Annotated in this window: 21 protein-coding genes and 1 pseudogene; 9 read left to right on the top strand and 13 right to left on the bottom strand. The window is 35.6% G+C overall.

Annotated features, from left to right (window positions below):
• Positions 1-5 precede the first annotated feature (5 nt).
• A complete protein-coding gene (locus tag ACT29I_RS14340; RefSeq protein ID WP_444793763.1) occupies positions 6-2,471 on the bottom strand; it encodes a S8 family peptidase in 2,466 nt (821 codons plus the stop codon).
• Positions 2,472-2,884: 413 nt separating this feature from the next.
• On the opposite strand from ACT29I_RS14340, the gene ACT29I_RS14335 reads away from it, so the two are divergent.
• From ACT29I_RS14335 to ACT29I_RS14315, 5 genes are all read left to right on the top strand, one after another.
• The gene (locus ACT29I_RS14335; protein WP_430933138.1) at positions 2,885-3,121 is read left to right on the top strand and encodes a DUF4248 domain-containing protein; all 237 of its coding nucleotides are present in this window, start codon (positions 2,885-2,887) and stop codon (positions 3,119-3,121) included.
• Between the two features lie 532 nt (positions 3,122-3,653).
• Positions 3,654-3,884 (top strand): DUF4248 domain-containing protein, encoded by a 231-nt coding sequence (locus ACT29I_RS14330; RefSeq protein WP_430933147.1) that lies wholly within the window; start codon positions 3,654-3,656, stop codon positions 3,882-3,884.
• Positions 3,885-4,263: 379 nt separating this feature from the next.
• Positions 4,264-5,808, top strand: a complete 1,545-nt coding sequence (locus ACT29I_RS14325) for a Fic family protein (protein ID WP_444793762.1) — start codon at positions 4,264-4,266, stop codon at positions 5,806-5,808.
• 467 nt (positions 5,809-6,275) lie between these two features.
• Positions 6,276-6,386, top strand: coding sequence for a phage integrase SAM-like domain-containing protein (locus ACT29I_RS14320; RefSeq protein WP_430933134.1), 111 nt, complete (start codon positions 6,276-6,278; stop codon positions 6,384-6,386).
• A 26-nt stretch (positions 6,387-6,412) separates the two neighbouring features.
• Entirely contained in the window at positions 6,413-7,012 is a 600-nt protein-coding gene (locus tag ACT29I_RS14315) for a site-specific integrase (protein WP_430933133.1), read from the top strand.
• Positions 7,013-7,237: 225 nt separating this feature from the next.
• Here the strand turns inward: ACT29I_RS14315 and ACT29I_RS14310 are convergent, their stop codons facing one another.
• From ACT29I_RS14310 to ACT29I_RS14255, 12 genes and pseudogenes are all read right to left on the bottom strand, one after another.
• On the bottom strand, positions 7,238-7,447 hold the full coding sequence (locus ACT29I_RS14310; protein WP_430933132.1) for a hypothetical protein: 210 nt from the start codon (positions 7,445-7,447) through the stop codon (positions 7,238-7,240).
• Complete coding sequence (locus ACT29I_RS14305; RefSeq protein ID WP_430933131.1) at positions 7,420-7,692, bottom strand: sulfatase-like hydrolase/transferase; 273 nt, start codon at positions 7,690-7,692, stop codon at positions 7,420-7,422. Before ACT29I_RS14305 ends, ACT29I_RS14310 begins: the two co-directional genes overlap by 28 nt.
• Positions 7,693-7,704: 12 nt before the next feature.
• Positions 7,705-8,799, bottom strand: a complete 1,095-nt coding sequence (locus ACT29I_RS14300) for a sugar kinase (protein WP_444793761.1) — start codon at positions 8,797-8,799, stop codon at positions 7,705-7,707.
• 51 nt (positions 8,800-8,850) lie between these two features.
• On the bottom strand, positions 8,851-9,525 hold the full coding sequence (locus ACT29I_RS14295; RefSeq protein ID WP_430933129.1) for a bifunctional 4-hydroxy-2-oxoglutarate aldolase/2-dehydro-3-deoxy-phosphogluconate aldolase: 675 nt from the start codon (positions 9,523-9,525) through the stop codon (positions 8,851-8,853).
• A gap of 85 nt (positions 9,526-9,610) precedes the next feature.
• Positions 9,611-10,699 (bottom strand): annotated as a pseudogene (locus ACT29I_RS14290) (aldehyde dehydrogenase family protein); the annotation flags it as partial.
• Between the two features lie 12 nt (positions 10,700-10,711).
• Entirely contained in the window at positions 10,712-10,837 is a 126-nt protein-coding gene (locus ACT29I_RS14285; RefSeq protein ID WP_430933128.1) for a hypothetical protein, read from the bottom strand.
• Between the two features lie 27 nt (positions 10,838-10,864).
• Entirely contained in the window at positions 10,865-11,047 is a 183-nt protein-coding gene (locus ACT29I_RS14280; protein ID WP_430933127.1) for a hypothetical protein, read from the bottom strand.
• A gap of 19 nt (positions 11,048-11,066) precedes the next feature.
• Entirely contained in the window at positions 11,067-11,666 is a 600-nt protein-coding gene (locus ACT29I_RS14275; protein WP_444793760.1) for a mandelate racemase/muconate lactonizing enzyme family protein, read from the bottom strand.
• 9 nt (positions 11,667-11,675) lie between these two features.
• Positions 11,676-12,194 carry a hypothetical protein gene (locus ACT29I_RS14270; RefSeq protein ID WP_444793759.1) on the bottom strand — a complete coding sequence of 173 codons (519 nt, stop codon included), beginning with the start codon at positions 12,192-12,194 and terminating at the stop codon, positions 11,676-11,678.
• A gap of 33 nt (positions 12,195-12,227) precedes the next feature.
• Positions 12,228-12,833, bottom strand: coding sequence for a hypothetical protein (locus ACT29I_RS14265; protein WP_444793758.1), 606 nt, complete (start codon positions 12,831-12,833; stop codon positions 12,228-12,230).
• Entirely contained in the window at positions 12,833-13,186 is a 354-nt protein-coding gene (locus ACT29I_RS14260; protein WP_444793834.1) for an L-rhamnose/proton symporter RhaT, read from the bottom strand. Before ACT29I_RS14260 ends, ACT29I_RS14265 begins: the two co-directional genes overlap by 1 nt.
• A gap of 237 nt (positions 13,187-13,423) precedes the next feature.
• On the bottom strand, positions 13,424-13,792 hold the full coding sequence (locus ACT29I_RS14255; protein ID WP_444793757.1) for a hypothetical protein: 369 nt from the start codon (positions 13,790-13,792) through the stop codon (positions 13,424-13,426).
• On the opposite strand from ACT29I_RS14255, the gene ACT29I_RS14250 reads away from it, so the two are divergent.
• The 4 genes from ACT29I_RS14250 (at position 13,776) to ACT29I_RS14235 (ending at position 17,831) form a co-directional block, all read left to right on the top strand.
• Entirely contained in the window at positions 13,776-14,231 is a 456-nt protein-coding gene (locus tag ACT29I_RS14250) for a hypothetical protein (protein WP_444793756.1), read from the top strand. The two genes, ACT29I_RS14255 and ACT29I_RS14250, sit on opposite strands and share 17 nt — an antisense overlap.
• A gap of 166 nt (positions 14,232-14,397) precedes the next feature.
• Entirely contained in the window at positions 14,398-14,874 is a 477-nt protein-coding gene (locus ACT29I_RS14245) for a Mu transposase domain-containing protein (protein ID WP_444793755.1), read from the top strand.
• An 853-nt stretch (positions 14,875-15,727) separates the two neighbouring features.
• Positions 15,728-16,264, top strand: a complete 537-nt coding sequence (locus ACT29I_RS14240; RefSeq protein WP_444793754.1) for a helix-turn-helix domain-containing protein — start codon at positions 15,728-15,730, stop codon at positions 16,262-16,264.
• A gap of 91 nt (positions 16,265-16,355) precedes the next feature.
• Positions 16,356-17,831, top strand: coding sequence for a B12-binding domain-containing radical SAM protein (locus ACT29I_RS14235; protein ID WP_444793753.1), 1,476 nt, complete (start codon positions 16,356-16,358; stop codon positions 17,829-17,831).
• The last annotated feature ends 708 nt before the right edge of the window (positions 17,832-18,539 follow it).

Below are 18,539 nucleotides of genomic sequence, written 5' to 3'. Positions count from 1 at the left end.
TTGCTTTAGCTTTCCAAATCGGCTTCCAGGTCAATTCTACCCATTATCTCAAGTTCATTAACAGCCATTAATCCTTCGTATAAAGAATCCAGTTCTTCATCCTTTAAAGGTTGTTGTTCTATCTTGATAATCAAGCTAAAAGGTATCTCTCGTTTAAATGCTTCTTTGTTTGCATCGGTCATAGTTTTATGAAACGCTGCATTCACTGCTACTTTAAAAGTATTTTCTTCATTGATAATATCCTGACGCTTAACATTAAACGAATGTTTTTGTACATTACTCACTATCTTTTCTCTATAATAAAAGTCTTGTACCCAACCTTTATTTCCTAAACAATATTTGTCCTTTTTACTGCCATTATAACCATCCTGAATTTCCACCTGACGAATTTCCCCATCCTTATTCTCTCGTTCTTCAATATGTGACATTTCAATATCCACATTTTTACCTATGGCATATGTAAGATGAATAGGACAATACGATAATTGATTATCCGTTTTAGGTTGAAATTTAAAACACAAAGTCGTTGTAAACTTCAATAGTCCATTTTTTCTTTCGGCAATATTCAGGTAATCTGGAAGATTTAGAGGAAATAATTTAATTTCATCAACCGAAACCTTATCCTCAACAACCATTGTTACCTCATTGTTATTGGAAAATAAAATTTGATTATTTAACTCCCCATAACCTGTTATACGCCTAGTCATTGTTTTTGAGAAAGTATTGAACTCTTGTCCTAACTTTATTTCTTCAGATGCATTGATCAAAAGTGCTTTAACACTTTGCATGTTAATACCTGGATATATTTTAAGCAATCTGGAAGCCACATTTGCTGCTAAAGGAGTTGAATAGCTTGTCCCCAATGCTAGAAATGTCCTTTCGCTTAAATCAGAAGAAAGTACTTCCAAACAAGTTTTACCTTGCTCATCAAGAACATCCATGCCAAACAAAGAAGTTTCATAATAATCTCCACCACCAATCAATATATCAGGCTTACTTAAATACTTATTTACTGTAGCTTGATTAAAAACATCTTTATTCTCAAAATCATAATGGAATTTACGAGAATATAATGCCGGATGAGTATGATTTCCAGCAAGACCATATACTCCATTGGTATCAAAATTATTTGCCGTTGCACCTACTGTCATATTATTCATGCTCTCTGCTGGTGGAGCTATATTAGCATTGCTAATTTGAAATTTATTTGGATAATCTTTAATCTCCAAATTATTAATAAAGTGGTTGGTTGTAGAAATAAAAATTAGAATATCCAATTCTGCTGCTACATTGTCTAGCATAGCTGCATATGATGAAAACTCTTGATTATCTTTTAAAGGAAAATCCGTATAGCCAATAGCAAGAGTAAAAATCCTAACCCCATAAACTAAATTTGCTTCCCGGATAAAATCAACAATTTTCTTCTGAGAGATAGCCCCATTGCTACCATCGATTATTTTAATGGGTAATATTTTTGCATCAGCCTCCACCAATCCGTTATAACCTGGAATTAATTTATTTCCAAAGGCTGCGAATGCAGCTACCCCTGTTCCGTGGTCAGCACTATCATAAAAAGAGCCTGTTCCAGTTGTATCATATTCACCATCATCACCTACTAATATTGAAGACAAAGGAGTTTGAGAAGATACACCTGAATCAATAATTCCTATTACTGGAAGCTCTTCCTCTGCATTAGTTATCTCAAATCCATATTCACGTTTGGGTATATTAAATTTACTTGGTGTTACTATAGCACCGGAACCAGAACAAGTGGCATATATAAAATCAAAATTATCAAGAATAATCCTTAGAAGGTCTTCATGAATATCATATACTTCTCCAAATTGTTCATCAAAGTCATACTTAATGTTGTTTTCTTCAAGAAACAATTTCAAAGCTTCTTTTTGTGGAGCGATTACGTCATCTTCAATAAATGAGTTAACTCCCATAAAAGACAAATGGATAACACTATAATTATTAATATTTCCTAATCGTTCATCTGTAGAGAACAGTTTGAAACTTTTAACAAACTTGATTTTTGCATCAAATTGTTTATTAAGATTATTCTCTTGATTGCTTATGAAAATATTTAGCTGCTGAAAAAAAGAAGCAAACTTCTCTTCATCTTCAATTGCAAATAACCCTTTACGGTTAAAATGAGTTAATCGTAATAACTCAATCCCAAAATTATCTATGTAATAAGCTTTGAATTTAACTTCATCAAATCCAGCAAAGAAATTCAGTTCTATGGAATCAAAATGATCTTCAACCTCAATCGTTCTTGCCTCAACTCTTTCCATGTAATCAGACTCATATCTCGCAAGACAATCAGAAAAATTAGATGCCATTAAACGGTAATCCTTTGGATTTGCATTTCTCTCATCATCTTCTTTTCCACCTCCTCCTGGTCGTCCTTTTAACGTTCTTGTTCCTTCAACTGGATTTTTAAAATATAAGTGAGGTCTATTCATTTTGGTCTGAGATACTAAGTACTTAAGCTGAATTAATTAATAAACTTAATGATTTTTTCAGTACCATTTATATCTGAACTTCTATTTTACCCTTAATTTCTTGAATTTAGCAGCTGAAATATGGCCTTTTTGAAAAATACTAATATAGTAAAAGCAAGTAAAAAATTGTTTTGTATCGTATTTTATCGTTTTAGCGGTTTTTAATTGAGCGCAAGTAAATATTACTGAGTACAGACTAAATTACTTCACACTTCTAAACCTTGACATTTTTCTATTTATTACCATTTATTACTATCTAAAAATCAATTGATTTTACTTTTATTACTATTTATTACCATGTTCTACATTCCTTTTGAAATTGCATTCTATTTCTCTATAATTGAATCAGAAAAACGCAAAAATGATTCACTAAAATGATATTTAGAAGAACAATATTAAAACAAGATTTGGCCATTAAATTATATCCACAAAGCTCAAATATTAATGCAGCGATGCAGTTGCTCCGGAAAGAAATAAAATTGTCACCGGAATTGAATAACAGACTTGAATTACTGACAAGAAATAAAAGAGCTCATTATTACACGCACAAAGAACTGGAAGCTATCCTAGAACATTTTTGTATTAGTCAGGAAGAATTTGAGCTGCTATAAGGACTTCTTTGGGAAAATCATGATAAAACTTACAGAAAACCTAGGGAAATCAAGCTCAAAAGCACTATCTGAGCTAATAAACAGATAGCTTTTGAGTGCTTTTTCAAGCTTCAGAGTACTTTCAGAGTATATACAGACCATATCCAGAGTATATTGTACTTGCTTTTTAGAGCTTTGCCTATGTTGTAGTGTATATTAAGCGTGCTTTTTGAATGCTTCCTAAATTTATGAGAGTACTTTGTGGATGCTTTGCTCATTATCAATAGTACTTAACCCAAATCACCACCAATATGAAAACAGCAGCTATCATTAAATGGTGAAAATGCTTCATTTATGAGGGTATATTTTAGATGCTTTTGGGGTGATCTTTAGAGTCTGTGGAGTATGAAGACAAAAAAATGTTCTAAATGGTAGTGATTGGCATAGTTGTGTCGCAAATTGGCACAGTCGTAAGTCGTTCGTTTTGTGATTTATAATATAATTTTACAACCATCAAAATGAAGTAGAATAATATTAAACGCAATACGATGATATTACCCCGAAAAATATTAAACAAGATTTAGCTGTTAAGCTATACCCTCAAAGTTCAAACACAACTTCCGCCATGCAATTACTGCGAAAGGAGATAAAGCTATCACAGGAATTAAGCACTAAGCTTGATAAGCTGACACGTAATAAACGTGCCCATTATTTTACTCACAAAGAACTGGAGCTTATCCTGGAACATTTTTGTATTGGTCAGGAAGAGTTTGGAGAATTGTAATTTTATTTAGCAATACCCTTTCGGGTATAATTCTCAACTATATTGGCCTATTTATACCCGATAAGGTATAATCCATTCATCTCATATACAAACATATTTAAGGAGAAACTGTAATTAATTATCGCAACAAACTAACTCTGTAGCATTTTTAGTATATACCTATGTATCAAATCTAGTATATAGCGATGTGGAAGTTTTAGTATATAGTGACATATAACTATATATCAAAGCAATACAAAACAACTCATTTCCTAAAAACAGCTTCCTTTAAACGATTCCGTAACCACTTTTCATAAAAACATTTAATTAATAATTGTTTTTCATGGAAAGTAATTGTTTTTCATGTTATCTTCGTAACTATAATTCATAGTTTAGGCACATGAGTAATCGTTTTTCACAAAAAGTAAGTATTTTTCACGGACAATCACTCCCTGAAGAAGGAATGTTAGCTGGTTATGCTTTTATGCTTCAAGAATTAGAGCAAAACACAGGTAAGGTTTTACCTACCCCCAAGCAATTATCCATAATTACAGATAAGTACCAAAGATATAGTACAAAAAGGTGGCAAGTGTTCACCAAGAGACACAAACCCAATAGTAATCCTATAAGTCATATTGTCTTTGCTTTAAAATACGAAGGCATTGATTTACTAATTCTAAAATCAATGTTTCAACTTATTGGCGAAGAGGAGATAAAGGAATATATTTTGAGCGAACCAACCGGACAATACGCTAGAAAAATTTGGTTCTTATACGAATGGTTATTTGGAATAAAACTTGATATCCCTAACTTAAAAAAAGGTACTTATGTAGAAGTACTAAATCCAAAGCAACAGTATCCTGGTCCAACCAAAAACTCTACCAGACATCGAATAAAAAATAACTTACCTGGAACACCTGAGTTCTGCCCTCTAATTAGAAAGACCCAAAAACTTGAGAAATATATTTCTACAAATATTAGAGATTCCATAGATAAAGGATTAAACAATAACGATAAAGAGCTAATTAAAAGGACTGCTGCATTCCTGTTATTAAAAGATTCAAAAGCCTCTTTTGCTATAGAAGGAGAATATCCTCCAAGTATGCGAGCCAGAAACTGGAGTAAAGCAATAGGACAAGCAGGTAAAAAACCATTGACTCTATCAGAAATAGAACGCCTCCAGCATGTAGTAATTGGTTCTAAGAAATTAAAAAATATGGGCGTCAGGGAGGATGAAAGCTTTATTGGTGAACATGACCGAGAAACTTATACGCCAATACCTGATCACATATCCGCAAAAGCTAAAGATCTCACCTCTCTAATGAATGGATTATTAAACACAAATAATCTTCTTCAAAACAGCGAATACGATCCCATACTTACAGCAACTACCATTGCCTTTGGCTTTGTGTTTATCCATCCTCTTTCTGATGGCAATGGAAGAATACACAGGTATTTGATACATCACATCTTAACATGGATGGGTTATACAAAACGAGACATGATATTCCCTGTTTCATCAGCAATATTAGATCGAATTAGTGATTACCAGGATGTATTAGAAGATTTCTCATCTCAAAGAATCGATTTGATTGAATGGGAACCTACTTCCGACCATAATATAAAAATACTAAACGACACAATTGATTTGTATCGTTACTTTGATTTAACCCGTCAAGCTGAATTTCTTTATGAATGCGTTGAAGAAACAATTAATAGAATTATTCCGGAGGAAATTGATTACCTGGAAAAGTACGTCATGTTAACTAACAGAATAAATTCCTTTATTAATTTACCCGACACAAAAGTTGACCTTCTTATTAAATTATTAAATCAAAGCAAAGGAAAATTATCAAAGAAAAAGAGAGAAAATCATTTTGAAGAACTTACTGAAGAAGAAGTTTTCATTATTGAGGAAAATTATAAGGAGATCTTTATAAGCTAAATTTAATTTCTTTTAAACATCAGATTTAATTCCTCTAAAGAGAGTAGTTCTTACCTTTCAAAACATAACGAGTGTAAATTTTGCCAATATTTACTCTCGTTAAATCTTCTCAATTCCAAACGTCAAGTTTTCTGATCAAAAAACTTGACACAAAATCCATTTTTAGGTTCGGTTCCTTTTTGCTACTTTTGGAGGGAAATGAGTTCATTGAAACGCATTTAAAACGGGCATTTTTGCCCATTTTTGGTGGACTTACAGAGGACTTTAAAAATTGAATTCGTAAAATATTGAAGATAGGGCACATAAAGCAAATTTTCAGTTCCCTCTCTCTCCACATAGCTTCTAAGCAAAACGAAGCAAAACCCTATAAGTCAACACTTACAGGGTTTTTTATGTGCAAAAGTGTGCAATAAAAAGCAGAAAAAGGCAGTTTTATTCGTTGGCAATATAAACGTGAGGACATAGCTTTGGAAGACCTGAATCACCAGTTTATCTGTAATTATGAGTTGTACCTTAAACCAGAACGCAAATGCGCCCATAACACAACTATCAAATACCTGAAGAACTTTAAAAGATAGTCAGAATTGCCCTAGCAAATAGTTGGATGACTAAAGACCCGTTTGCAACTATTAAATTCAAACTAAAGCCAGTTGATGCAGTTTATCTTACCAAAGAAGAACTGGATATTGTCATCCATAAGGAAATGGGCATGGAACGCTTAAGACAGGTTCGTGATGTTTTTGTCTTTTGTTGTTTTACCGGACTAGCCTTTTCCGATACCAAATCTCTAAAACGCGAGCATATCACAACAGATGGCAATGGAATTACCTGGATTCATAAAAAGAGAACTAAGACCGATCAGATGAGTACCATCTTTGTCATTAAGGCTGCCAAAAAGTTAATGGCCAAGTATGAATACGAACCGGAACTTATTGAAAAATGCGCAGTCCTCCCAGTTCTTAGTAACCAAAAAATGAATGCCTACTTGAAAGAAATTGGAACCATATGCAGTATTGATAAACCCATATCAACCCATACTTCCAGACATACCTTGGCTACAACCATTGCCTTAGAAAACAATATGCCTTTGGAGGTTGTATCAAAGACTTTAGGTCATTCCAGCACAAAAATGACTCAGCGTTATGCGAGAACAACGGAAGCTTTGATTCAAAAGAACATGGAGAAAATTAAGGATTTGTATTAAAACATATCATTTTAGAGTAAATATTGCGGTATGCGATATTTACCAACATTTTTTTGTCTATATTTTAAACCAACCTAAGTGGTGAGCGGTATGGTTGGAAAAGTAATCTATTAGCAATTCAGTTGGAGTGCTGAGGTCCTAAACTGAAAATTTGTTTTTGTAGACTAACGTAAGCTGAAACAAATTTATCAAGGAAAATATTCATCTATACGCTCCCCTCAAAGGTTAAAAAGGGAAATCGGGCAACACATCCTGACCAGGTAAAAGCGGCAAGCTTTCTTCCTTATCTGAAATAATACTATTTACCTGGAAAAAGTATTGACTTTCAGGCTTCTTATTTATTTCAGCCAATTCCTTTAAGTCATACGGATATACCTCACTGTTTTCCTCTCCATTGGCCTCTGCAATTATATACCAACCATCAAACCCGCACAACTGGGGCCGCAAAATGGATGAATCACATAGGCTGAAGTAAACTTCATTCCTTCATTGGCTAACTGATCCAAGGCAGGTGTTTTTATATCTGTTGATCCATTGAAACCAACATCAGCGTAACCTAAGTCATCACACATAACAACCACAATATTTGGTCGTGGAGCTTGTGCTTTATCAGTTTTTGTTGAACAAGCTATGAAAGACAACAACAAAATAAGGGCTCCTGCGCATGTGTATAATCTCATTTTCATTTTTTTTTATCGTACAACACGACCTGATCCGGATCCACCCATTAAGGCTTCTACTTCAGAACGTGATGAATAATTAAAGTCACCATTAATGGAATGACATAAGCAGGAGGCTGCCACGGCAAATCGAATCGCTTGATCTGGTTTTGACAATTCAGGCGTATTCAAAGCAAAAACTAAACCAGCGCCAAAAGAATCACCACCACCAACACGATCAACTATGGCCTTTATTTCGTAAGGCATGTATTCCCCTTGCTCATTTAAAGGCGCAAAATGAGCCGTATCTGATGCTGCATCATACAGCATGGCTCCCCAATTATTATGAGTGGCAGATAGACTCTCACGTAAGGTGATTGCCACTTTCTTTACATTCGGAAATTGCTTTACAACTTCTTTAGCCACATCAACATACTTATCAATATCCAACTGACCACCTTCAATATCTGTATCGCCGGCAGATATTCCCAATACATCGTGTGCATCCTCCTCATTGGCAATTACTACATCCACATATGGAAGAATGGCACGCATTGTTTTTTCAGCCAATATACTTGGCGATGTGCCATTTTGCCACTGCCAAAGCTTCTTTCTGAAATTTAAATCGCATGACACCGTTAAGCCTTTTTCTTTTGCAGTTCGAACAGCAACCTCTGTGGCATGCGCAGAAACTTCGGACAAAGCAGGTGTAATACCAGTAGTATGCAACCAGGCTCCATCTTTCAGCAATTCACACCAGTCGTAGGCTTCGCCTTTTGTCATGGATACCGCAGAATAGTCTCGATCATACATTACACGACTTGGACGCTGATTGGCACCTCGCTCCACAAAGTATAAGCCAAAACGACCATAATCTGTCAATTTAATTCCTGTAGTATCTACGTCAATTCCTTTTAGTACTTGTAAACAGGCCTCAGTCATTTCGTTATTTGGTAAAGCGGTTACAAAACGTACTTTGCCCCCTAGCATAGCAATTGAAGAAGCCACATTAGCTTCAGCTCCTGCAAATGTCATATCTAACTTCCCCGGCATACTCTGACGAAAGCGCTGAAAATTTTCAGGACATATACGCCCCATTATTTCTCCGAATGTTATAATTCTTTTCATGATTTTACCTTCTAGCTACCAGTTGTTAGTATTTAGCAACTGGTAGATTTGTTATTTATTACGAATCTCCTTAATTAAAGTGTGTATTTCTCTGGCATTACGTGTAATGAGTTCCCAGTTTTCATCGAGTATCATTTTGCGCTTTGCAATCCAGGAGCCACCAATGGCAGTTATTAATGGCGATTCCAAATAAGTTCGGGCATTCTCCATATTACATCCTCCTAAGGGAATAAATTTAAGATCAAGGTATTGATAAGGTGCCACCATGCTTTCCAGGTGTGCCATTCCTCCAGAAGTTTCAGCAGGAAAAAGTTTTAAAACCCGACAGCCTTCATGGATTGCCATTTCAATATCAGTTGGTGTCATTATACCCGGAGCAAAATCTAAGCCTTGCTTTCGAGCCTCCGCTATTACATTAGGATTACATCCCGGTGCTACAGCAAAATCTGCACCAGCATCTACAACTGTTTTAACCTGCTCGGTAGACAAAACAGTTCCAAAACCAAGCGTCATTTCAGGCACTTCTTTTTTGATTGCCTTAGCAGCTTCTATAGCAACAGGTGTGCGTAGCGTTAATTCAATGGCATCGACACCTCCGGCCAATAAGGCCTTTGCCAAAGGCACAGCATGTTTTACATGGTCTACCACCAACACTGCCATTACACCGGCGTCATCAATTCGTTTAATCATTTCAGGCCTCATAGCCTGCTTATCAAATGTGTACATTTTATAGAATCAAGTAGTGAGTAGCAAGTAACGAGATGATTTACATGATGTATAATTCTTGTATCTTGATACTTAAATCTTTTTTTTACAATGCTGTTGAAATACGTTTCTTAACCAGGTAATCATTAAGTGCCAGGTATGAGCAATCGTGTCCAATTCCACTTTCTTTTATACCGCCATGGGGAAGATAGATGGCATACTTAACACCATTCACCTGCACCTCACCAAACATGAGTTCTTCTGATACTTTTCGAATGACTGATTGATCATTAGAAAATAAGTAGGATGCTAAACCATATTCCGTATTATTACCTAATTCAATCGCTTCTTCTACTGTAACGTACTTCATCATAGCAGCAACAGGTCCGAAAATTTCTTCACGAAAACAACGGCTATCGCATTTAATACCAGAAAGTATGGTTGGCTCAACGTAAAAACCTTTATCAAAGCCTTCAGGAACTTTACCGCCCATTACCAAATCTACTCCAGATGCCACATCATCGGCCACCATTTTCAATACCCGTTCCTGATCATGTTTGGTCACCAATGGTCCCATATCTGGCTTTTCTTCAATACCAAAACCTATTTTAAGTGCCTTGGTTTTCTCTTTAAAGGTATTTAAAAAAGTATCATAAACCTCTTCATGAACTAGAAAACGATTAGGGGATACACATATCTGACCTGAATTTCCATATTTTAAGGCGACTCCCAATGTTGCGGCCAATTCTAAATCAGCATCCTTATGCACAATAAATGGCGCATTACCTCCAAGCTCAAGGCTAACATGTTTAACGGTTGTAGCCGAATCTGCAATAACTCGTTTACCAGAAGCAGACGAACCAATCATGGTGAGCACTTTAGGTATCGGACTTTTGGTCATGGTAGTGGCAACCTCGCTTACCGGCCCGCTAATTACATTTATAACACCTGCCGGGAAATTGATACTTTCAGCAATTTCACCAACCAAATAGGCTGAAATAGGCGATAATTCAGAAGGCTTAATAACAATAGAACAACCTGCTGCTAATGCAGGCCCAATTTTATAGCCTACATTTAGTAAAGGAAAATTCCAGGCTAAATAAGCTACTGCAACACCCACAGGTAAATTTACTATTTGGTGATGATGTGTATTTTCCGAATCAGGAATAATTTCATCGTGCATATTTTTCATGGCTTGCGGGTAAAATTATAATCCATCAGCCAGTAATCCCACATCTTCAGCAGCGACTTCATAGGTTTTACCCATTTCATATACCACGGCATTTCTCAGTTCATCTTCACGTTTCAATATTTCGGCGCGAAGTTTCATCATCCGTTCGGTACGTTCTTTAAGTGGCATCTATGACCATACCTTAAAACCCTTCTGGGCTTCAATTAAAGCCAATTCAGCGTCTTCTTTTTGGGCATAAGCAATGGAACCAACAGCTTCCTCAAGTGCAGGATTAATGATATCCTTTTGGACTCCTGAGATGGCATCAACTAATTTACCACCAATATACATTTTTTTATAACCGAAATTCATATGATAAAATTTTTAATATTTACTTACAAAATCTCTTAAGTGCATCTTCATCAATACCAACCCCTAAACCGGGTTTATCCGAAACCTTGATTTCTCCATTCTTAACCTCAAAATCAGGAATGGTTACCTTATCTCTAAGCTCATTATCTGTTCGATCATGTTCCATCCAGAAATTTGAATTGAACATACGGCCAGGCACATTATCCAAGTTACTAATAAAATGCATGGCAGCCGAAATAGCAATGTATGTTCCCCAGCTGTGAGGCACTATTTCTTTGCCATAGGTTGAAGTTAGAACTGAAATCTTTTTCACCTCTGTTAATCCGCTACAAGCAGCAATATCAGGCTGCGCTATGTCCACAGCATTTGTTCGAAGCAGCGGATGAAATCCACATCTTAAATATTCACATTCTCCTCCGGCTATTGGAATTATTGTGGCATTTCGTAATTCTGCATATCGATTATAAAACTCCGGAGAAACAGGTGGCTCAAACCAGCCGATATCATAATCCTCAATGGACTTTGAAAGTTTTATGGCTTCGCGCAAATTATAAGCATGATTAGAATCTACCATCAGTTCCATATCATCACCAATTGCTTTCCTTACCTCACGTACCATCTCAATATCCTATTCAATGGTCATGCCTACCTTCATCTCAACAGCCTTATATCCTAATTCTTTGTACTCAATAACTTCATATGCCAAAGCCTGAGTTAAATTTTTTTCTTCTCTGAAATATAAACCTGTTGCATAAGGCGTGATTATGTCTCGTTTTTTACCTCCCAGCAATTGATGTACCGGCACATTTAAAATCTTTCCTTTAGCATCCCACACAGCCATATCAATAGCACTTGTGGCGGCTACCAATATACCTCGGCGAGCATAATCCAAAGAACGGCGATACATTACATCCCCAATAGTCTCATTATCTAATGGATTCATACCTATTACATATTGCGACAATAACTTTACGCCAGCGGCCAGAACATCAGCTGGCCCGTATCCTTCTCCCCATCCTACTATACCTTCGTCAGTGGTTAACTTCACCAAAGATATTTTTCGCTCACTATATGACCATTGAGAAAAATAAAATGGCTTATCCAACTTATCATTTAATACAAAGATCTCTAAATATTTTATTTTCATTTTTTTCCAGTAGCAAGTTCATCACTTATTTAACTAGCCAACCGTGTTAGAATATCCAATTATGATCATTCCTATACAAATGACGACTACGCCAAACATTAACCAGCCAAACGGTTTTGTAGCACCTGTCCACTCTTTATTGAAGTAAGCCAAAACATTACTAACAATCAAGCCTCCACCCATAAGAATTGGCCAGCCTATTGCCGAGCCCATATTACCCATTAGAGTAGCTCCCTGTTCGTATACACCCAGGGCACCAAACCAACATAGAGCAGCTACAATAGACCACATGTATGCTTTGCCCGATTTTGACTTTTTAAATGAATTCCAACTTTTGTGTTTAAACAATAAAAAGATAGCATACATGGCATTTAAAATAAATGCGCCCCACAGAACAACCACCCAAATTGCTAAGCTACTATTGCGCGCTGTTGCTCCGGCTTCCTGTGCATAATATCCAATACCACTACCTTCTGCAAAACCTGCATCAAAACCAATTCCCGGAAAAGCCGAAAAGAACCCACTCAAAACAGCAATTATAAGACCTGCTTTAAGATTTATCTTTTTACCTTCTTGTTCGTTGCTTTGTTTGTCGCGTAAGATACCTGCATAAGCAGTTAAAGCTACACCTATTACCATTACAATAACGCCTCCCAATACATACGGAGAGCAGCCGCATTAGGATCATCTTTCATAAAATATGGTATAAGACTACCTGCTGCAGCACATAAGCCTAGCACAATACCATAGGTTAATGACATGCCAATATATGGAGCACTTTTACCAAACATGATACCTCCTATACCCCACACTGCTCCAAATATCATGGCCATGATTTTAATATCAACAGGAGCCTGAGCAATGCTATAAAATAGGTCAGGCACTACTATTAATGCCCATGCTGTTGGCAATATAATCATTGCAAACAACGAGTGGACTAACCACCAGGCTTCCCACTTAAGTGGTCCATAAACTTCATTCCAAGACCGAATGAGCCCTGAAAAAGGGTCGCAAATAATACCAATGCTAAAGGTAAAAATTCAAATTCCATGCTTATATACTTTTGATTAATACAAGGAAATGACATGTATCACTGAATTAATTTGCTGATTTTACCTAGTACTTACATTATTTTACCCCACATTAGTTAGAATTAAAAATGATCAAAAAAAATTAGGCACCTGTACAAATTCATACAAGTGCCTCCATTGATTTTATTTAATTGAGTTTTATTTCAACTCAAGCTTTTGTGTTTTAGTGTAATCTGCCCCTCTTAATTCGATAAAAGCATCCATTAGCTCTTTAAGTTTCTCAGGATTTTCGCTAGCCAGATTGTATTGTTGAGCGATATCCTCTTTTAAATTGTATAGCAATGGTTCAGGGCTATTCCCTACCTCAATATTAACATGTTTATTGAGTGCTTTCCCTTTGTATGCAGGTATCATTAACCAATCTCCCTTGCGAAGTGCGGTACGTGTTGTGGCTTCGATTATTAGACTGTCACGTCCTTCATCACTTATACCTAATAATACATCTAAAAGCTCCTTACTATCTGTTGAGTTTTCTTCAGTAACTACCAATTTGGCCAACACTACCATAAAAAATGCACGTTACGATGAAGTAATGCTCTATTTCGAGAAGGTAAATAAAGCTCGTAACCACCCGGGCTTTACCTTTCTGTTTCATTACAATGCGTATCGGCATGAGTCAAAAAAGCTTTATGGTTATACCCAGTTTATGGAGCATTATAACCATAAGCATCCAAAGACAAAGGGCTCGATGAAGATAGAGCATATAGCAGGCTATGAGGTCTTTATTGATTATGCAGGGAAGAAGCTACATATTACCGATAAAGAGACCGGAGAACCAATCCCGGCAGAGGTATTTGTTGCGATTTTACCAAACAGTCAATACACCTACATTGAAACCTCATATAGTCAAAAACGGAAAAATATGATAACAAGCAGGTTATGCCCTGGCGTATTATGGCGGCGTTCCCAAGGCCATTGTATCGGACAAACTCAAAATCGGCAGTAACCACAGCCATTAAATACGAACCAGACATCAATAGGTCATTTAAAGACTTTGCGCGCCATTACAACTGCTTTATTACCCCTACCCGAAGCTATGCTCCAAGACAAGGCATTGGTCGAAAATGCTGTCCAATTAGCCTATCAACGCATTTATTATTCCCTTAAGGGAGATGACTTTCTTTTCGCTGGACGAGCTCAATCAGGAAATTAAAAAATTGCTTCTCGATTACAATAATCGCCTTCTCACACGCAAAGGCGCAAGCAGAAAGGAACTCTTCCAATCGGTTGAGCGAAGCTACTTAAAACCGCTTCCGTCATCGGGTTACGAACTTAAAGATTATCGCAGAGCCAAGGTGCAAAAAATGGGTTATGCGTATTTCTCACCTGATAAGAACTATTACAATGTGCCTTATCGATATATCGCAAAATCAACCCAGATTCATTATACAAAATCAACTGCGGAGGTCTTATATAATCATGAACGAATAGCATCCCATCAACGCAATCCTGCGATGGGTATATACATTATCAATAAAGATCATCTGAGTAGCACGCACAAGGCATATACAGAATGGAGTCCTGCCTATTTTGAGAAGAAGGCTGCTAAAGGACAAGAATTAATCGCTTTAACTGTTTTTTTCCAATAATGCCATCTAATTTAAGGTCGTAATTAAAGAAGCGGTTCAATACTTTCTGCACGCCACAGCTACCCTAGCAACCACTATTTACATACCAGTCAAAAATAATTTCCTGCAATGAGCCGGAGACAACGTAGCCTATTTTGTATTTATCATAGATGTTTTATTGCAAAAAATATCTCCGAAAGGGAAATTTAACTAATCAAGAAGCTTGCATATTTCTCCACCTTTTTCTTCTTAGCTCATCTAGCTCGTATTCTATCTTGAGTTTTTCCATCTTTGATACTCGTTTTTACAAGGACAGGTTACAATTGCAATCTCCTGAATACCACCTGTATTATTAAAAATTGCATCGTGGAACTGACCACGATTAAAACCTATACTTTCCTCAATAAAATCAAAATTTATTATTTCTCCTACTCATGGTGTAAAAGGCAAAATCAACCTTACTGCCGATGTTTTACCATCGATATCAGCCATATATTTATTATTGGGGCTATTTGCAGTTTCATCAAATGGAATTACAAATAGCAATTTCATGTACAAAGTTTTGAATTTGAAAAGGTTTCTCTCTTAAAACATCCCCCTCATAGTATATTGAAAATAAAATTTGATTTACCTTAACCCTAGTAATTGACAGTTCATCAGCTATCATTTGATTTGTTGGCAGCGATGGGAAGTTTAAGCCATAAAAAGAAAATATAACATCTCTAACATAGTAATCTACAGGATATATAAATATAGGTATTTCTTCAAAATATGTAGTTTATGTCGTATCTTTAAATAAGTCATTTGAAATATGTGTTAAAGCTATAACGGGTTGAAGATTTACATTAAAAATATGGTTTGTATTCGCTGCCAGATGGTAGTAAAATCGGAGCTTGAAAAACTAGGTCTTCAATATGTTGATGTAAAAATTGGAGAGGCGAATATTATTGGTGAATTATCGCGGGAACAAATTAAACAATTAGATAAAGCGTTGAGAAAATCCGGGCTCCTTGTGATGGATGATAAAAAAAGCATTCTGGTTGAAAAAATAAAAAATACTATTATTGAATTAGTACATTATACTGATGATCAAATAAAAGTAAACTTATCTGATTATTTAAGTAAAAGGCTTAATCACAACTATACTTATTTAGCTAACCTATTCTCGGAAGTTAAGGGAATAACTATTGAAAAATTTTACCTGACTCATAAAATTGAAAAAGTGAAAGAACTCATTGTTTATAACGAACTTAACCTTACCGAAATAGCTCATAAAATGCACTATAGTAGTGTGGCACACTTGTCAAATCAATTTAAAAAAATAACAGGTCTCACTCCATCTCGCTTCAAAATAATGAAAAACAAAAGACGTGACACGCTTGAAGATGTGAATGATGTAAATATTTTATAGAATAATATAACAATATTTAAGCGGTATGTCACGAACTTTGCTATCAACTTTTAAGCTATACCCAGATATAGTTAAGTAACAGATAGTCATCATGAAAATATTATTACTTTACCCCCAATATCCTGATTCCTTCTGGAGTTTTAAACATGCACTCAAGTTTATTTCAAAGAAAGCAGCTGTTCCTCCCTTAGGATTGATTACAGTTTCAGCTTTACTACCTCAATCATGGCAGAAAAAGCTTATTGATATGAACGTAACTTTGCTAAAAGATGAATATATACTGTGGGCAGATTATGTTTTTATTAGTGCCATGTACATCCAAAAAGAATCGGTTAATAAGGTAATTAACAAATGTGAAAACCTAAATACACCAATGGTTGCTGGCGGCCCCCTTTTTACCCAGGAATACAAAAATTATCCGCAAATAGATTATTTCGTTCTGAATGAGGCTGAAATTACTTTACCTATTTTTATGACCGATTTATCCGCGGGGAAAGCTAAACGAGTATACAAAACCGATATGTATGCAAACCTTGATATGACGCCAATTCCAGATTATCATTTATTAGACATGAAGAAATACGCCTTCATGAACGTGCAAATTTCAAGAGGCTGTCCTTTTTCATGTGATTTTTGTGAAATAACAACTCTTTTGGGACATAAGGTTAGAATGAAATCCCCAAATCAATTCATTGAGGAACTCAACGCTCTATACAAGCTTAACTGGCGCGGGTCTGTCTCTATTGTTGATGATAATTTTATTGGCAATAAAAAAGAGATAAAGTCAGCCTACCTGCCTAAGCTAAAACAGTGGATGCGCAGTCACAAATATCCATTTGTTTTTAATATTCAAAGCTCCATTAATTTAGCTGACGATAAAGAAATGTTAGCCCTTATGGCTGAAACTGGTTTTACATCTACATTCATTGGTATAGAAACTCCTGATGAAGTATCGCTTAATCATTGTAATAAGGTTCAAAATGAAAATAGAGACCTACTTAAATCAGTTCAAGAAATACAAAAAGCAGGATTACAGGTTTCCGGAGGTTTTATTGTTGGATTCGACAGTGATACCCCCAGTATCTTTCAGCGACAAATTGACTTCATTCAAAAAAGTGGTATTGTTTCCGCAATGGTCGGTTTATTAAATGCCCCTAAAAACACACTTCTGTATCAACGTCTGTGCGCAGAAAACAGATTAACAAAAGAATCAACAGGAAACAATACCGATTCATCAATGAATTTTATACCAAAGATGGACTACGATGAATTAATGTTGGGGTATAAAAAAATTATTCATTCCATTTATGCATCTAAACCCTATTACCAAAGAGTAAGGCAATTATTTTTAAACTATAAGCACAGTTATAACAAACAAAAAGAAATCAATTTTTCCCTTTTTGGCGCTTTCCTTAAATCTGTTTATGTTATTGGTATAGTTAATAAGGGAAGAATGGAGTATTGGAAGCTGTTGGTATGGACTTTAGTTAAAAGACCTAAACTATTCATAGAAGCAATTACATTTGCAGTTTATGGCTATCACTTTCGAATCGTTTATGGACTATAATTTATCAATGATGACCGACAAAAGCACGCTCCAATTGCCTTAGCTGCAGACGAAAAACAATTTGCACCGCCGCTGACATGAAAAAGTTAACAATCCGTGCTCTTCGCCATAAGAAAAGAACCTGCCTGCCGGCCAGGCAGGCCCACTGCGTTCAAACAGCTTTTACTTCTATTGATTTTTGCTCCGTTTGGTAATACCTAAGCAAGCTTAACATTACACTCACTTATCGCAAAAATTATTTCTTAACCCTTTTTGCAGGGTAAGGCTCGTAAGTATTTGTATTTTAGTCAAATCAATTTTCAAAGTTTCGACAGGTAGGACTACGGATTTTTGTTTTTCTATTTCATGCTTTCTTTTTTGTTGAATATTAAGCTGTTAACGGTAAATATTTTGATTGATTTATAAGATCACAAAAAATATTTAAAAAATACATGTTTTATAACATACCAGGTAGGTCTACATTTCAAAACACTAAAACACAAAAAAAATAAATCTATTGAATTTCAACGCAATAGAAAATGCGTTGGCGAAATCTGTTGATAAATACATAGGTTATCAACAGATTTTTTTGTTTTCGAGGGCGGATCTACGCAATGTGGGTTAACGCTTTGATTTAAACTTGCTCTTCTACCCAATAAATATCTCTGTTTCAAAAATGTGTGAATGATGTAAATTAAACATTCAATTGTATAATACATTAGCCTTTAT

The sequence above is a fragment of the Saccharicrinis sp. GN24d3 genome, from assembly GCF_052400645.1.
GTDB lineage: Bacteria > Bacteroidota > Bacteroidia > Bacteroidales > Marinilabiliaceae > Saccharicrinis.
The sequence above is the reverse complement of the archived record's forward strand: the minus strand, read 5'-3'. Positions and strand labels throughout refer to the sequence as shown.